Consider the following 14,712-nt stretch of genomic DNA (forward strand, 5'->3'; position numbering starts at 1 on the left):
CCCCCATGGTGTTCCGCAAGTTGATGGCCGCGTTCGGCGCGGGCGTCGAGGTTGACACGGTGCTGACCAACACGGGAGTACGCCCCGGCGAGGTGCTGCGCGGAGTCGTGCACTTCCGCGGCGGCAAGGCGGCCTACAAGGTCGAGGGCATCCACATCGACCTGACGGCCGTCGTGGAGGTCGAGTCGGGCGACAGTGAGTACAAGTCGACCTACAGCTTCCTGCGCCAGCAGGTGTCGGGCCCGTTCCAGCTCGAAGCGGGCGCGCAGCACCAGCACCCGTTCGAGGTGACCATCCCGTGGGAGACGCCGATCAGCGCCATCGCGGGGCAGCCGCTGCGCGGGATGAGGCTCGGCGTGCAGACGGAGCTGGCGCTGGCGGGCGCGCTCGACAAGGGCGACCTCGACCCGCTGTTCGTCAGCCCGCTGCCCGCCCAGGAGCACCTGATCGCCGCGCTCGACCGGATGGGTTTCCGGTTCAAGAAGGCCGACCTGGAGCGCGGCACGCTGTACGGCTCGACGATGCCGTTCTTCCAGGAGATCGAGTACTACGCCGGCGGCAAGTGGCGGCGTTACTTCAACGAGCTGGAAATGACGTTCATCGCCGGGCCCGGCCGGATGGACGTCATTCTGGAGGCCGACAAGCGCGGCGGCTTCCTGACCTCAGGCCATGACGCCTACAACCGGTTCACCGTCCGGTACGACGACTCGTCCGGCGCGGCGGAGCAGGCCCTGGAGCGCGGGCTGGAGAAGATGGCCCGCCACCGCGGGTGGTTCTAGACCCGCGTCACGGCCAGCAGGTGACCGCTGGCCCCGAGCAGCGACGGCTCGCACTCGACCCTGCGGGCGGCGTCGAGCAGCAGCTCACGCCGCCCGTCGTCGTCCAGCCAGGCGTTCACGTCACCGTAGAGCCAGAACACGCCTTCCACGCCGTAGCGGCGCGGCTCGGGCAGCCCGGCGTCGGCGAACTCGCCGGGGATCTCCTCCGGGGTGTGCAGGTAGCCGCGGAATCCCGTCTCGACGGGTGAGATGATCGTCCCGGTGTCGACGGAGCGGTAGTCGGCGGCCCGCGCGGACTCCTGCGTGAACGTCCCGTGGTAGACGCTGTCGTGCAGCGCCGCGTACCTGCTGATGAAGGCGGCGGCGACCGTGCCGCCCGGCCGGGTGGCACGCCGTGCCTCGGCCAGCGCCCTGACACGGTCGGCGCGTTCCGGCAGGTGGTAGAGCGGCCCCAGCAGCAGCACCGCGTCGGCCTGGCCGCCGGGGACCGGCAGGTCGCGGGCGTCGCCGAGCCGCGCGCTCACCCCCGGCAGCGCCGCCGCCTCCTTGACGTGCAGGGACACCGGGTCGATCACCTCGACGGCGTACCCGTCGGCCGCCAGCCATTCGGCGTGCACGCCGGCGCCGCCCCCCACGTCGAGCACGCGCGCGGGCGCCGGGGGCAGGGTGCGGCGCAGCACGTCGCGCGTGCGGTGGAACTCCAGCCGGCCGCGCCCCTCGCGCAGCCGGGTCAGCTCTCCGCCGCGCTCGTAGTAGGCGCGGACGTCCGGATCCATGATCATGCCGCCCGATCCTACGTGCGGCCGCTGTCCGGGCTCGACGCATTTTCCGCCCGCCACGGCCGGGTGTCTGAGGAAAAATCCACACCCGTTGTGTGTCGTATGTCGATGAGTTCCGCCGCCGTTCGATGTCTATTTAGAGGGTGCCGGCGACGGCACGTGTGAGAGGAGCCCGACATGTTCACCACGACCGAGCTGGCCCAGGTGCTCTTCGCGACCTCCCTGCAGCCGTCGGACCGACTGTCCCCCGTCCAGATCCGCGAGACCGTGGACGAGCGGCTGTGCGCGTGCGGCGGCGACCTTGCCCGGTGCGCGGCGTACGTGGCGCAGGAGGCCGGCGACCATCCCGAGACCTACGTGAGGCGGATGCGCTGGGCGCTGGACGCGGTCGCAGGCGCCTACATGCTGGCAGCCGCCTGACCCGTCACGCGTCGGTGGTGCCCGACATGGGACGGCCCAGCAGGCCCGCGGCCACGGCCGCCACGTGCGGGGCGAGGTCGTCGAGGTCGGCCTTGGCCAGCGCAGGGGTGGCCACGACCGAGCGCAGGATGCCGATGCCGACCAGCCAGGCGCTGAGCAGTTCCGCCCGCAGCTCGGCGTCGTCGCCCTCGGCCAGGTTCTCCAGCGCGCTGACGTAGGTGGTGCAGACCTCCTCCCGGATGCGCTGCCTGGTGTCCTCGTGGGCCGAGGAGCGCAGCATGGCGACCAGCGGGTGCTCGCCACCGTAGCGGGTCCAGTCGGCGAAGATCACCGAACGCACCATGCGGGCGACCAGCTCCTCCTCCGGACCGTCGAGCAGGTCGGCGGGAATGTCGGCGGTGGCCTCGTCGAAGAGCCGCTTCTTGTTTCCGAAGTAGCGGAAGATCAGGCCGGCGTCGACGCCGGCGTCCCCGGCGATGTCGCGCACGCTCGTGGCGTCGTAGCCCTCGCGGGCGAAGCGCAGCCTGGCGGCCTCCAGCAGGCGCGCTTTGGTGGCCTCCCGGTCTCTCTTCCGCACGCGGGACTCCCCTCGTAGTCATCGACCGTTGACATTGTACGGCCATGGTGTGTTACGTTCCCTCAAATCAGCGTTCGATGACTTGAGGGAGAAATATGCGGACATATGTCGTGTCGGGTGGCACAGCCGGTATGGGAAGAGGGTTGGCCCGCCACTTCCTGCGGCGCGGCGACCAGGTGACGATCATCGGCAGCGACCCCGCGAAGGGGCGGCGGTTCCTCGACCAGGCGGCCCGCGCCGGCGACCGGACCGCGTTCGTCCAGGCCGACCTGACCTCGGTCGCGGAGAACGTACGAGTGATCAAGGAGATCACGGCGCGGCACGAGTCACTGGACGGGCTCGTCCTCACCGCGATGCGGCACTTTCCCCGGCGGGTCGAGACCCCCGACGGCTTCGAGGCCACCTTCGCGCTCTACTACGTCAGCCGCACGGTGCTCGGCTACGGCCTGACCGGGCTGCTGGAGAAGGGCGAGAACCCGATGATCGTCAGCGTGTGCGGCGTCGGCGTCACCAAGGGCCGCATCCACTGGGACGACCTGTCGCTCAGGAACGGCTTCGGCCATATCAAGGCCGTGCTCCAGGCGGGCCGCGCCACCGACCTCCTCGGCGTCGCCTACTCCGCCGGCCATCCGGGCGGGCGTACGCGTTTCCTCCTGCACCACCCGGGCTTCACCGACAGCGGCGCCGACAGTCTCGGCGGGCCGGCCAAGGCCGTGGTCAAGGTGCTGGCCAGGTTCTTCGCCCAGCCGATCGAGAAGAGCATCCAGCCGATCATCGAGCTCATGGACGACGCGCCGGGCCGCGGCCTGCTCGCCTACGACCGGCGCACCCCGATCGACCCGTCGTTGCCGACCCTCGATCCGGGTGACGCGCGCCGGCTGTACGAGCGGACCGCCCACGTGCTGCGGCCGTGAGGCTCAGTACACCTCGATCCGGTCCATGCTGATCACGGTGCTCCCCGAGGCGGGGTTCTTCTCGCCGGTGACACGGACCCGCAGCGTGTGCCGGCCGGGCGGCAGGACCGGGCTCAGGTAGTTGAGCTGCTCGCCGACCCGGATGGCGCTGTAGTAGTCGACGCGCTGCTCGGGGCCGCCGTCGATGGAGATCGCCGCGATGCCGTTGCCGCGGTCGCGCACGCTCAGCAGGGCCGCACGGGTGCCGGTGAACGTGACGGTGGCGCTCGCGCCGGCCTCGCCGCTCCAGTGGTCGTCGCTCCAGAAGCACTGGTTGCCGCAGCCGGAGCCCGACTGCCACGCGCCGGAGTAGGACACCTCCGGGTCGGTGTCGTTGATCACCGAGGTGGCCGCGCCGGGATCACCGGAAGGAAGGTCCTGCGTGGCGCCGGCGGCCAGCGGGCGGCCGAAGTCCGGCGTGCCGTCGGCTTTCCAGGTGAACTTCTGGACGCGGGTGGTGCGGAAGTCGTAGGTGTAGGTGCTGGTGTTCTTGCCGTGGTAGGCGATCCAGTCCTCGGTGCCGTCGGGCGATCGGAAGAACGAATGGTGACCCGGCCCCCACACGCCGGTGGCGTCGTTGCGCGAGAACACCGGCCCCGGATGCTGACGCCAGTTGGCGGCCACCATCGGGTCGGCGCCGTCCGCGACGCTCTTCATCCACAGCTGGTAGTCGGGCTTGCCCGTGTCGCAGGTGGAGTAGGTCAGGAACGTCCTGCCGTTGCGGTAGAGCGGGGTCGGCCCCTCCCGCACCTCGGTGCAGCCGCCGTCGGCAGGGATGGCGACCCTGCCGCCCGTGACCGTCCACGGGTTGCTCATGCGGGCGATGTAGAGCTGCGCCGGGCCGCCCATGCCGCGGCCCGGACCGGCCCAGACGAAGTACTGCTGCCCGTTGTGGGTGATCGGCTCGCCGTCGATCGCGTACTCGCCGAAGTCGGCGATCTTGGCCTTGAAGGTGTACGGGCCCATCGGGTCGTCGCCTGCGGACTCCAGCACGTACATGCGGTGGTTGGCGTCGACCCCGTCGGAGGCGGTGTAGTAGACGTACCAGCGGGACCCGACATGGCGGAAGGCGGGCGCCCACATCTGGGTGTCGCGGCTGGGGTCGCTGTCGCGCCACACCACCTGTTCGGGCGCCGACAGCAGGGTGGCCAGGCTGGGCGACTTCCAGATGCCGATCCGGTCGCCGCGCGTGGTGGCCACGTAGTAGTCGCCGTCGTGGTACATCAGGCTGGGGTCGGCGCTTGGGTTGACGGGGTTGCGGAACGACTGCGTCGCTGCGCTCCCGGCGGCGGCGCCGGGGAAGATGCCCATGAGGACGATGAGGGTCGCGGCTAAGACGGCGGACAAGCGCGGCATCGGGGTCCTTCCACGAAACCTGTCGAGGGATCTTTCCGATGGTCATGGATCGTGGTCAGCCCGTCAACGCCCTGGAACGACCCTCACCCGGGCGCGGCTCCCGCGGGGCGGCCCGCCCGTGCTCAGTCGTGTGCGGCGCGTCTCGTCAGCTCGTCCCAGACCTCCGCCACGCGGGCGTCCAGCTCGTCCAGGGAGCCTTCGTTCGGCACGACGATGTCGGCCGCCGCCAGCCGCTCCTCCCGGCTCGCCTGGGCGGCGATGCGGGCTCTGGCGTCGGCCTCGGGCATGCCCCGGTGCTCGGCGAGCCGCCTGACCCGCACCTCGTCGGCCGCGTCGACGACGATGACGACGTCGTACATCGAAGCCAGGTTGTTCTCCACCAGCAGGGGCACGTCGTAGACCACGATCGCGTCGTCGGGCGCCTGCCTGCGCAGCTCCTCCACCCGCTCCCCCACCAGCGGATGGACGATCGCGTTGAGCTCGGCCAGCCGCTCGGCGTCGTTGAACACGACGGACCCGAGCCGCTGCCTGTCGAGCGAGCCGTCCGGGTGGAGCACCTCGTCGCCGAACGTGGCCACCACCTTGGCCAGGCCCGGGGTGCCCGGCTCGACCACCTCACGCGCGATCTTGTCGGCGTCGATCACCATGGCGCCCCTGGCGGCGAGCCGCCTGGAGACCTCGCTCTTGCCCGAACCGATCCCGCCGGTGAGCCCTGTCGTCAACACGCACCCGAGCCTATCGGCCGCTGCGCGGGCACGGAGCCGGTGGTCACGGCGGGGGCGAGGGATCCGCGGGCCTGCGCAGGTGCACCAGGGTCAGGTGATCGTCCATCCGCTCGCGGTGCGTCTCCCGGTAGCCGAGGCGGCGGTAGAGCCGTACGTTGCCCTCCGACAGATGGCCCGTGAACAGGTCGAACGCGGACGCCTGCGGCACAGCCTCGTGCAGGGCGCGCAGCAGGGCCGTGCCCAGCCCCTGCCCCTGACGGTCCGGCGCGACCACGAGCCGGCCGACCACGCACGTCGTGCCTGACAGCTGCCCGCGCACCGCGCCGACGATCCTGCCCGCGTCGAGGGCCTTCAGCACGACGGCGCCCTCGATGGCCTTGCGCATCTGCTCCAGCGACTCGACGAGCGGCATGATGTACGGGTCGCCGTAGAGCTGGGCCTCGCTCACGTAGGCCGCCCGCTGCACGGTGAGGATCTCGCCCGCGTCCGCGGCCACCGCCCGTTCGATCAGCACGCGCAGCACCTTACCCTCCGGCCGCGCCCCGCGGGCTCATGCCTTCCACCAGCGCTCCCCCGCACGAGACGCCGCGGGCGGGCAGATCGCCCTTGACCAGGTAGTCGTGCACGCGGGTGCGCAGGCAGGTTGCGCGGAGTTTGCCTACGCCCTGCAGCAGGTAGGCGTCGTGCCCGTCGCCGTGCCGCAACACGACCGAGCCGGGGATGCGCCTGGCCGCCCGGGCCGCTGCGGATGCGGGCGTCTCGACGTCCAGCCGCCCGACCCCCACCAGCACGGGCTTGCCCGTGTACGGCCTGGAGTGCCTGGGTTCCCGGCTCGGCCCCGCCCCCGTCAGGCCCAGGCACCGGCCGGCCTCGTGCCTCCCGCTCAGCCACCCCGCCCGGGGCGCGACTGCGCGCAACCGCTCCTCCATGGCGAGGTACTGCCGGTATGAGGGCGCGTCCTGACACATCATCATCCGTGACACCGATCCCGCCTCGCCCTGGATGACGCCTGCCGACGGCTGCCCATGCCCGTCGTCCGCCGGCGCAGGAAATGCCAGGGACGCCAGAGGGCCGGCGTCGCCGGACGAGGCCGCCGACAGCGCTGCGGCCAGCTCGGGCCAGCGTTCCAGGGTGAGGCCGGCGTACACGGCCGCGGCAAGCCGGCGGGCGTTCACCGGGCTGCGCTGCCCGGCAGGCAAGGGCACCCGCCGGGCCAGGTCGTCGAAGACCGCCACGGCGTCGTCCCGGCCCAGCGGGCAGCCCAGGCGGGTACGGCACCAGTCGCGGAAGGTGTGGAGCTGGCGCTCCACCGCGCGGGCCCTGGCGATCACCCGCCGCTCCGGCACCGGTTCGGTGAGATCGGGCACGCCCTCCAGGTACATCCGCCCCACGCGGGCCGGGAACGACTCCGCGTACGCCTGCCCGTGGACCGCCCCGTAGGAGTTGCCGAAGTACCGCAGCCGCTCCTCGCCGAGAGCGGCGCGCAGGGCGTCGAGGTCGTGGGCGACCTGCCACGGCGTGAGCCGGACGGCGCCCGCGGCGGCGCGGCAGCTCCTGCCGTAGGCGGCGTTGTCGCGGGCGTAGGCGCGCCAGTCGGCCGGGCGCCGGGCCAGTTGCAGCCGCAGCACGTCGGGGGGCGGCACGGCGCATCGTACGGCCGCCGCGCTGTCCCGGTCGCCGGACCCGCGCGAGTCCATGATCACGACGTCGAACCACCGCGTCAGCTCGCTCACCGTGTCGGGCCTGGCCCGCACGTCCTGCACGGAGGACGTCGCGCCGGTGTTCACCACGAGGTGGCCGAGGCTGCGCCGCGGGTCCCGCGCGGGCATCCTGGCGACGTCGATCTCGGTACGGGCTCCGCGCCGCCTGGCCCAGTCGGCGGGCACGGACAGCTTGGCGCACTGCAACCCGTCCCCGCAGCCCCACCAGGCCAGTTCTCGCCGCCTTCCCTTCTCCTGCCGGGCCGCACCGCCGCCGCCCGCGCCCGCCGCGACGCCGGCACCGGTCACCACCGGCACAACGCCCGCACCCGCCGCGACGCCCGCACCCGTCATCACCGGCGCGACGCCCACACCCGTCGCGGCCGGGGCGCCGCCCTGTGTGCCGTCCGTGCCGGTGACTGCCGGCACGGCTCCTGGCACGACCGCCAGCACGACCGCCGGCACGACCGTCATCCGCAACCTTCGCTGACCCTTGCCCACCGTGCCGCTCCTGCAGAGTTGTGCCGACAGCGCAGGTCAGCAGTCTGTCAGCGCTCCGCGGGCAGGTGGACGGCTTCGCCGAAGGCCGTCAGAGGTCCTCCCGGCCGACGTCGCGGATCGTCCGGAAAGCGGCGCGTATGCCCCCCACCAGGCGAGCCCGGCGCCGCCATGGCCACCATCTGGCTGGGGCTGTCCGCCTCTCCCAGGAGACGATGTCGTTGCCGCGCTCGGCGATGCGCCGCTTCGCCGTTTGGCGCGCCGTGGGTCACCCCGACCGGCACAACGCCTGGCCGGCACCCTCGCGTAGTGAGGCCACGACGACGACCCGCCGGTTCGGTCAGCCGGTAGAGGCCGTCGTCGGTGGGCACCAGGTCGCGGCGACCGGCTCGGCCCCCGGCCCTCGGCCGTCGAACTGCCTGTACCTCCCCACGAGGTAGGCCGGCTGCGCCACCGGCGAGTCGGTGCAGCCGTACGCGAGCGCCTGCGGCCCCCACAGGTCGTCGAGGTCGCTCTGCGGAAGGCCGAGGTGAAAGGGCTCGATGAGGTTCGTGCCGGGCGACCCCGGATACGGATGCGGCAAGAGTGCCTCCGCGTTGACCGCCGGCTCACCGCACGGGCCTGCGTACCGGCAGGGGTCCCCGTGGTGGCTCCTGCGCGCGAAAAGCCCCGCAAGCGTCTGCGTGCGGGGCTTTTCAGCAGGCCAGGGATCGAGCCGTAGCCTTAGGCGGACGTCAGCTCTGGCCGCCGGCGAGCTTCTCGCGCAGGGCCGCGAGCGCCTCGTCGGAGGCGAGCGCACCACTGGCGGGAGCCGACGACGAGCCGCCGCCGCCCGACTGGGCGGGCGAGTCGCCGCTGTAGGACGAGGGAGCGGCCTCGCCGGCCTCCGCCTCGGCCTTGCGGGCCTCCTCGATCTGCTTCCTGTGGGCCTCGAAGCGCTGCTGGGCCTCGGCGTACTGCCGCTCCCACTCCTCACGCTGCTTGTCGAAGCCCTCGAGCCACTCACCCGTCTCCGGGTCGAAGCCCTCGGGGTAGATGTAGTTGCCCTGGTCGTCGTAGGTGGCCGCCATGCCGTAGAGGGTCGGGTCGAACTCGACCTCGGTGCCGACACCCTCGTTGGCCTGCTTCAGCGACAGACTGATGCGACGGCGGTCGAGGTCGATGTCGATGATCTTGACGAAGATCTCGTCGCCGACCTGGACGACCTGCTCCGGGATCTCCACGTGGCGCTCGGCCAGCTCGGAGATGTGGACCAGGCCCTCGATGCCCTCCTCGACCCGGACGAACGCGCCGAACGGCACCAGCTTGGTGACGCGGCCCGGAACGACCTGGCCGATCTGGTGGGTGCGGGCGAACTGCTGCCACGGGTCTTCCTGCGTGGCCTTGAGCGACAGTGAGACGCGCTCGCGCTCCATGTCGACGTCAAGGACCTCGACCGTGACCTCCTGGCCCACCTCGACGACCTCGGACGGGTGGTCGATGTGCTTCCAGGACAGCTCGGACACGTGGACCAGACCGTCGACGCCGCCGAGGTCGACGAAGGCGCCGAAGTTGACGATCGAGGAGACGACGCCCTTGCGGACCTGGCCCTTCTGGAGGGTGTTGAGGAACGTCTGGCGAACCTCGGACTGCGTCTGCTCCAGCCAGGCACGGCGCGACAGGACCACGTTGTTGCGGTTCTTGTCGAGCTCGATGATCTTGGCTTCGAGCTCGCGGCCGACGTACGGCTGCAGATCGCGGACACGCCGCATCTCGACCAGGGACGCCGGGAGGAAGCCACGGAGGCCGATGTCGAGGATGAGACCACCCTTGACGACCTCGATGACGGTGCCGGTGACGATGCCGTCCTCGTCCTTGATCTTCTCGATCGTGCCCCAGGCGCGCTCGTACTGGGCGCGCTTCTTGGACAGGATCAGACGGCCCTCTTTGTCCTCCTTCTGGAGAACCAGGGCCTCGACGTGTTCGCCGACCTCCACGACGTCAGCAGGGTCGACATCGTGCTTGATCGAAAGCTCGCGCGAGGGGATGACACCCTCGGTCTTGTAGCCGATATCGAGAAGGACCTCGTCTCGATCGACCTTGACGACGGTGCCCTCGACAATGTCGCCGTCGTTGAAGTACTTGATGGTCTCGTCGATCGCTGCGAGGAAGGCTTCCTCGGACCCGATGTCGTTGACCGCTACCTGCGGGGTGCTCGAGGTGGCCTCAGTGCTGGACGTCATGTGTGGAATTGCTCCGAACGCGGACAGGATGTCGATGTGGCGGATGCGCGGCAGGCCCTCTTCCGCATCAAGCCGAGGAATGACGACATCGACGTGACCGAGCGCGAGCCCGCTCCGTCTGAGGCGCGCGCGAGCCCACAGCGCAGCGATCAGCATATGAGACGTTGGCCACGGGGTCAATCCAGGGAGGGGTCAGTACGCGATGACCTGGCGCCCTCGCTTGGCGTCGATATTACCGCGTAGTTTCTCCGGGATGGAGATCCGGTCGGGATCTCCATCGGAAACGTAGCGCTCACCAGGGTGCTTGCGCAGCCAGTCGAGCCAGTAGTCGGAGCACCACTTGCGGCACTCGCCCTTCTTGGCGTTGCTCTGGATGCGCTGGATCGCTCCCCGGTCGAACTTTTTCGCGTAGGGCGAAACCGACGGCTCGGCTCCGGCGAGGAACACGCCCGCGAAATCATAACGTGTGCCGTCCCACGCGCCGGCCCGCGCGGGCTTCTTCCCGCGGGGCAGCGAGCCGTACGGCAGCGCCATGGTCCTGGAGGCCGGCACGCCCAGCTGCTTCAGCAGGCGTTCGAGCCGGACGATCTGCTCGCGTACCTTCCGTCGCTTGATCGCCCGGAGGTCGGGGTGGCTCCAGGTGTGGTTGGCGACCTCGTGGCCGTGGTCGACCAGCCAGCGCACGGCCACCGTCTGCGACGGCCTGTCGCGTAGCCCGAACGGCTCCTTGTTGATCCAGAACGTGGCCACCGGCCGGAAGGACGGGTGTTTCCTCGCGACCTCCTGCATCACGGCCACGGCCGTGCCGGGCGCGGGGTTGCCGGCGGCGTCGAGGGCGAAGTGGCTGGGGTGCCCGTCGTCGAACGTGAGCACGACGGGGAACCTCCCCGCCGGCACCCTGATGTCGCCGGCGACGAACTCGCCGGCCGTGATCGGCACGTAACCCTCCTTCGCCAGCCGCTCCAGCTCCTCCCTGAGCTGGGTGGGGGTCCTGTCGATGGAGGCCCGCCGTCTCGCGGTGATGCGGTGGTACATCAGCACCGGCACCAGGCCTGCCTCGTTGGCGCGCACCTGGCGGGCGAACTCGGGCGTGGACACGACGCCGGGCGGCTGGCCCACCGGTGACGGGCTGGGCGGCGAGCCGGCCGACGGGGAGGACTGCCGAGGGCCGGCGCCCACCTCGGCGGCGTCGTCCGGCCGTGCGTGCGGCCGCGGCTCGTCAGGTAACAGGCTGAGCCCGATGATCGCGACTGTTATCACCACCACGTTCGCAACGCCGATGATCCGCGTGAGAGACGCTGGTAACCGCACAGAACTCCCGGGCCGCTCGGGTGAGAAACACGATCAGGTTAGTGCAGATCTCCCACGGCGGACGGCCCGCCAGGTCGTTGGCCGGGTCGGCGGCCGGGTCAGTGGCCGGCGTCCTCCCAGGTGCGCCCGACGCCCACGGAAACCTCCAGCGGCACGCGCAGGTGGTAGGCGGCGTTCATCTGGTCGCACACGAGCTGCGTGAGCGGCTCAAGCTCGCCGGGCGCCACCTCGAACACCAGCTCGTCGTGGACCTGCAGCAACATCCGGGAGGCCAGCCCCTCCTCGCCGAGCGCCTGCCGGACGTGGAGCATGGCGACCTTGATGATGTCGGCCGCCGAACCCTGGATGGGAGCGTTGAGCGCCATGCGCTCGGCCATCTCACGGCGCTGACGGTTGTCGCTGGTCAGGTCGGGGAGGTAGCGGCGGCGGCCCATGATGGTCTCGGTGTAGCCGTCGGCGCGGGCCTGCTGGACGATGGCGTGCAGGAAGTCGCGCACGCCGCCGAACTCGGTGAAGTATTCCTCCTTCAGCGCCCGTGCCTCGGCCACCGGGATGTTGAGCTGCTGGGCGAGCCCGAAGTCGGACAGGCCGTAGGCCAGGCCGTAGTTCATCGCCTTGATGCGGGCGCGCAGCTCGCCGTCGATCTGCTCGGGCGGCAGGTCGAACACCCTCGCGGCGGTGGCCTGGTGGAAGTCGTGACCCGACTCGAACGCCTCGATCAGCGACTCATCGCCCGACAGGTGGGCCATGATGCGCAGCTCGATCTGGCTGTAGTCGGCCGTCAGCAGCGTCTCGTAGCCCTCGCCGACCACGAAGCCCTGCCGGATGCGGCGACCCTCCGCGGTGCGGATCGGGATGTTCTGCAGGTTGGGCTTCTCCGACGACAGCCGGCCCGTGGCGGCCATGGTCTGGTTGAACGTGGTGTGGACGCGCCCGTCGTCGGCGATCTCCTTGATCAGGCCCTCGACGGTGATGCGGAGCCTGGCCTGGTCGCGGTGGCGCAGCATGATGGTGGGCAGCTCGTGCTCGGTCTGGGTGGCCAGCCAGGCGAGCTGGTCGGCGTCGGTGCTCCAGCCGGTCTTGATCTTCTTCGTCTTGGGCAGGTTGAGCCGGACGAAGAGGATCTCCTGCAGCTGCTTGGGCGAGCCGAGGTTGAACTGCTCGCCGACCGAGCGGTGCGCCTCTTCGACGGCGTGCTTGACGGCGGCGCCGAACTCGGCCTCCAGGCCCGCGAAGTATTCGCTGTCGACGGCGATGCCGGCGCGCTCCATCTCGGCCAGCACCGACAGCAGCGGCAGCTCCACGTCGGCCAGGAGCTGGGTGCCGCCCCTGCCTTCGAGGAAGGTCTCCAGGGATTCGGCCAGCTCGCGCACGGCGTGGGCGCGCAGCGCGAGGTCCTTGGCCGGGGCGTCCTCGTCGTCGCCGAACAGCGCGGCCTGGCCGTTGGACTCCTCCTCGGCGCGCAGGTCGCGGTTGAGGTAGCGCCTGGCGAGGTCTTCCAGGGCGAACGTGCGCTGTCCCGGCATCGCGAGGTAGGCGGCCAGCGCGGTGTCGCAGCTCAGGCCGCGCAGCTCCATGCCCTGCGCCCAGAGGGCCAGGATGGGGCCCTTGGCGTCGTGGACGGCCTTGGGGTGGGCGTCGTCGCCCAGCCAGGCGCGCAGGGCCGTCTCGTCGGCCTCGGTGAGCTTGACGGGGTCGATGTAGGCGGCCGTGCCGTCGGGCGAGGCGATGGCGATGCCCTCGATGCGCCCGCGGCCGCTGCCGTAGACGCCCCTGAACGCCAGGCCCGTGCGGCCGGCGGGCAACGCCGACAGCCAGCCCGCGACGCGGTCGGGGCCGAGCAGCACGGTCTCCACCTCGAAGCCCTGCTCGGGCTCCTGCTCGCCCGTGCCGAGCACCTTGAACACGCGCTCGCGCAGCTCGCCGCGGATCTGCAGCGTGTCGAACAGTTTGTTGATCTCCTCGCGCTCCCACGTGCCCTGCGTGAGCTCGCCGGGACCGACCTCGATCGGGACGTCGCGCAGCAGCTCGGTGAGCCGCCGGTTCATCAGCACCTGGGCGACGTGCTCGCGCAGCTTGTCGCCGACCTTGCCCTTGACCTCGTCGACCCGGTCGACCAGCGCGGTCAGCGAGCCGAACTCGCGCACCCACTTGGCCGCCGTCTTCTCCCCCACGCTGGGAATGCTCAGCAGGTTGTCGCTGGGGTCGCCGCGCAGCGCAGCGAAGTCGGGGTATTGCGCGGGGGTCAGGCCGTATTTCTCCTGCACCGCCTCGGGCGTGAACCTCGTCATGTCGCTGATGCCGCGCCGGGTCATCAGGACGGTGACGTTGTCGTCGACCAGCTGGAGCGCGTCGCGGTCGCCGGTGACGATCAGGACGTTCATGTCCTGCGCGGAGGCCCGGGTGGCCAGGGTCGCGATGAGGTCGTCGGCCTCGAAGCCGGCCTTGGACAGCCGCGGGATGCGCAGCGTGTCGAGCAGCTCGAAGATGAGCTGCATCTGCCCGCGGAAGTCCTCGGGCGTCTCGCTCCTGTTGGCCTTGTAGTCGGAGTATTCCTCATGGCGGAACGTCGGCTCCGACCTGTCGAAGGCCACCGCCACGTGGGTCGGCTGCTCGTCGCGCAGGATGTTGGTCAACATCGAGGTGAACCCGTAGACCGCCTCGGTGTGCTGACCGTCGGTGGTCATCAGGTTGGCGTCCTTGAGCGCGTAGAACGCGCGATAGGCCAGGGAATGCCCGTCAAGCAGCAGCAGGCACGGGCGGCTGGGGGTCACTTCACTCTTCGGCACACCCGCAGCCTAGTCTGCGTCTGCGACAGAAAACCCGAGCTCGGAAGAGTGGAGACGTCCCTTTGACACAGACCAATCCCATGGACGTAGCGATGGTCGCCGACATGCACGCGGGCACGCTTCCCGAGCGGATGGGCATCGAGTTTCTCGAGGCCACGCCCGAGCGCGTGTCCGGCCGGATGCCGGTCGAGGGCAACACGCAGCCGTACGGACTGCTGCACGGCGGCGCGTCCGTGGTGCTGGCCGAGACCCTGGGCTCGGTGGCGGCGGCGATCCACGCCGGCCCCGGCCGCATCGCCGTGGGCATCGAGATCAGCGCCACCCACCACCGCTCCGCGAGCTCCGGCCACGTGACCGGCGTCGCGACCCGGTTGCACGCCGGCCGGACGCTGGCGACGTACGACATCGAGATCAGCGACGAGCAGGGGCGTCGGGTCTGCACCTCTCGCCTCACCTGCATACTGCGCGACCGCTGACCTCGGCTATTCAGCCGGAATTTCACTCCGAAGATCGATAAATGAAGAAGGTGCCTCCGACCTGCGATGATCTGACTGCTTAGATCAAGACATCGCACAGAACGGACGCACCTTCCGGGTGAACGGT

The 14,712-nt window shown here is 70.6% G+C and carries 14 protein-coding genes; 4 read left to right on the forward strand and 10 right to left on the reverse strand.

Annotated features, from left to right (window positions below; all coding sequences use genetic code 11):
* Positions 1 to 5 precede the first annotated feature (5 nt).
* Positions 6 to 779, forward strand: coding sequence for a sporulation protein (locus E1267_RS11735; protein ID WP_132332460.1), 774 nt, complete (start codon positions 6 to 8; stop codon positions 777 to 779).
* Here E1267_RS11735 and E1267_RS11740 read toward each other — a convergent pair.
* Positions 776 to 1,561 (reverse strand): class I SAM-dependent methyltransferase, encoded by a 786-nt coding sequence (locus tag E1267_RS11740; protein ID WP_132332461.1) that lies wholly within the window; start codon positions 1,559 to 1,561, stop codon positions 776 to 778. The two genes, E1267_RS11735 and E1267_RS11740, sit on opposite strands and share 4 nt — an antisense overlap.
* Before the next feature lie 174 nt (positions 1,562 to 1,735).
* Between E1267_RS11740 and E1267_RS11745 the strand changes: the two genes are divergently transcribed.
* Entirely contained in the window at positions 1,736 to 1,978 is a 243-nt protein-coding gene (locus E1267_RS11745) for a hypothetical protein (RefSeq protein WP_132332462.1), read from the forward strand.
* Between the two features lie 4 nt (positions 1,979 to 1,982).
* Here the strand turns inward: E1267_RS11745 and E1267_RS11750 are convergent, their stop codons facing one another.
* Complete coding sequence (locus E1267_RS11750; RefSeq protein WP_132332463.1) at positions 1,983 to 2,555, reverse strand: TetR/AcrR family transcriptional regulator; 573 nt, start codon at positions 2,553 to 2,555, stop codon at positions 1,983 to 1,985.
* A 95-nt stretch (positions 2,556 to 2,650) separates the two neighbouring features.
* On the opposite strand from E1267_RS11750, the gene E1267_RS11755 reads away from it, so the two are divergent.
* The gene (locus E1267_RS11755) at positions 2,651 to 3,469 is read left to right on the forward strand and encodes an SDR family NAD(P)-dependent oxidoreductase (protein WP_132332464.1); all 819 of its coding nucleotides are present in this window, start codon (positions 2,651 to 2,653) and stop codon (positions 3,467 to 3,469) included.
* Positions 3,470 to 3,472: 3 nt separating this feature from the next.
* Here E1267_RS11755 and E1267_RS11760 read toward each other — a convergent pair whose 3' ends face one another.
* The 8 genes from E1267_RS11760 to polA all read right to left on the reverse strand — a co-directional run bounded on the left by E1267_RS11760 (position 3,473) and on the right by polA (position 14,109).
* Positions 3,473 to 4,864, reverse strand: a complete 1,392-nt coding sequence (locus E1267_RS11760) for a family 43 glycosylhydrolase (protein WP_132332465.1) — start codon at positions 4,862 to 4,864, stop codon at positions 3,473 to 3,475.
* Between the two features lie 122 nt (positions 4,865 to 4,986).
* The gene (gene coaE / locus E1267_RS11765) at positions 4,987 to 5,589 is read right to left on the reverse strand and encodes a dephospho-CoA kinase (RefSeq protein ID WP_132332466.1); all 603 of its coding nucleotides are present in this window, start codon (positions 5,587 to 5,589) and stop codon (positions 4,987 to 4,989) included.
* A 43-nt stretch (positions 5,590 to 5,632) separates the two neighbouring features.
* Positions 5,633 to 6,100, reverse strand: a complete 468-nt coding sequence (locus E1267_RS11770; protein ID WP_132332478.1) for a GNAT family N-acetyltransferase — start codon at positions 6,098 to 6,100, stop codon at positions 5,633 to 5,635.
* Between the two features lie 13 nt (positions 6,101 to 6,113).
* Entirely contained in the window at positions 6,114 to 7,763 is a 1,650-nt protein-coding gene (locus E1267_RS11775; RefSeq protein ID WP_132332467.1) for an alpha/beta hydrolase, read from the reverse strand.
* A gap of 364 nt (positions 7,764 to 8,127) precedes the next feature.
* Entirely contained in the window at positions 8,128 to 8,370 is a 243-nt protein-coding gene (locus tag E1267_RS44245) for a hypothetical protein (protein WP_165959565.1), read from the reverse strand.
* A 151-nt stretch (positions 8,371 to 8,521) separates the two neighbouring features.
* Entirely contained in the window at positions 8,522 to 10,009 is a 1,488-nt protein-coding gene (gene rpsA, locus E1267_RS11785; protein ID WP_132332469.1) for a 30S ribosomal protein S1, read from the reverse strand.
* Positions 10,010 to 10,201: 192 nt separating this feature from the next.
* Positions 10,202 to 11,275, reverse strand: a complete 1,074-nt coding sequence (locus E1267_RS11790; RefSeq protein ID WP_246063754.1) for a polysaccharide deacetylase family protein — start codon at positions 11,273 to 11,275, stop codon at positions 10,202 to 10,204.
* A gap of 143 nt (positions 11,276 to 11,418) precedes the next feature.
* Positions 11,419 to 14,109, reverse strand: a complete 2,691-nt coding sequence (polA, locus tag E1267_RS11795; RefSeq protein WP_132332471.1) for a DNA polymerase I — start codon at positions 14,107 to 14,109, stop codon at positions 11,419 to 11,421.
* A gap of 80 nt (positions 14,110 to 14,189) precedes the next feature.
* Between polA and E1267_RS11800 the strand changes: the two genes are divergently transcribed.
* Positions 14,190 to 14,585: a PaaI family thioesterase gene (locus tag E1267_RS11800; protein WP_246063756.1), complete on the forward strand. Its 396-nt coding sequence runs from the start codon at positions 14,190 to 14,192 to the stop codon at positions 14,583 to 14,585.
* The last annotated feature ends 127 nt before the right edge of the window (positions 14,586 to 14,712 follow it).

Origin of the sequence: Nonomuraea longispora (assembly GCF_004348345.1) — a bacterium.
Lineage (GTDB): Bacteria > Actinomycetota > Actinomycetes > Streptosporangiales > Streptosporangiaceae > Nonomuraea > Nonomuraea longispora.

Coding starts and splice junctions, on each gene's coding strand:
- E1267_RS11735 (WP_132332460.1), top strand. CDS start 6: ATGGTGTTCCGCAAGTTGATGGCCGCGTTCGGCGCGGGCGTCGAGGTT.
- E1267_RS11740 (WP_132332461.1), bottom strand. CDS start 1,561: ATGATCATGGATCCGGACGTCCGCGCCTACTACGAGCGCGGCGGAGAG.
- E1267_RS11745 (WP_132332462.1), top strand. CDS start 1,736: ATGTTCACCACGACCGAGCTGGCCCAGGTGCTCTTCGCGACCTCCCTG.
- E1267_RS11755 (WP_132332464.1), top strand. CDS start 2,651: ATGCGGACATATGTCGTGTCGGGTGGCACAGCCGGTATGGGAAGAGGG.
- E1267_RS11760 (WP_132332465.1), bottom strand. CDS start 4,864: ATGCCGCGCTTGTCCGCCGTCTTAGCCGCGACCCTCATCGTCCTCATG.
- E1267_RS11775 (WP_132332467.1), bottom strand. CDS start 7,763: ATGACGGTCGTGCCGGCGGTCGTGCTGGCGGTCGTGCCAGGAGCCGTG.
- rpsA (WP_132332469.1), bottom strand. CDS start 10,009: ATGACGTCCAGCACTGAGGCCACCTCGAGCACCCCGCAGGTAGCGGTC.
- E1267_RS11800 (WP_246063756.1), top strand. CDS start 14,190: ATGGACGTAGCGATGGTCGCCGACATGCACGCGGGCACGCTTCCCGAG.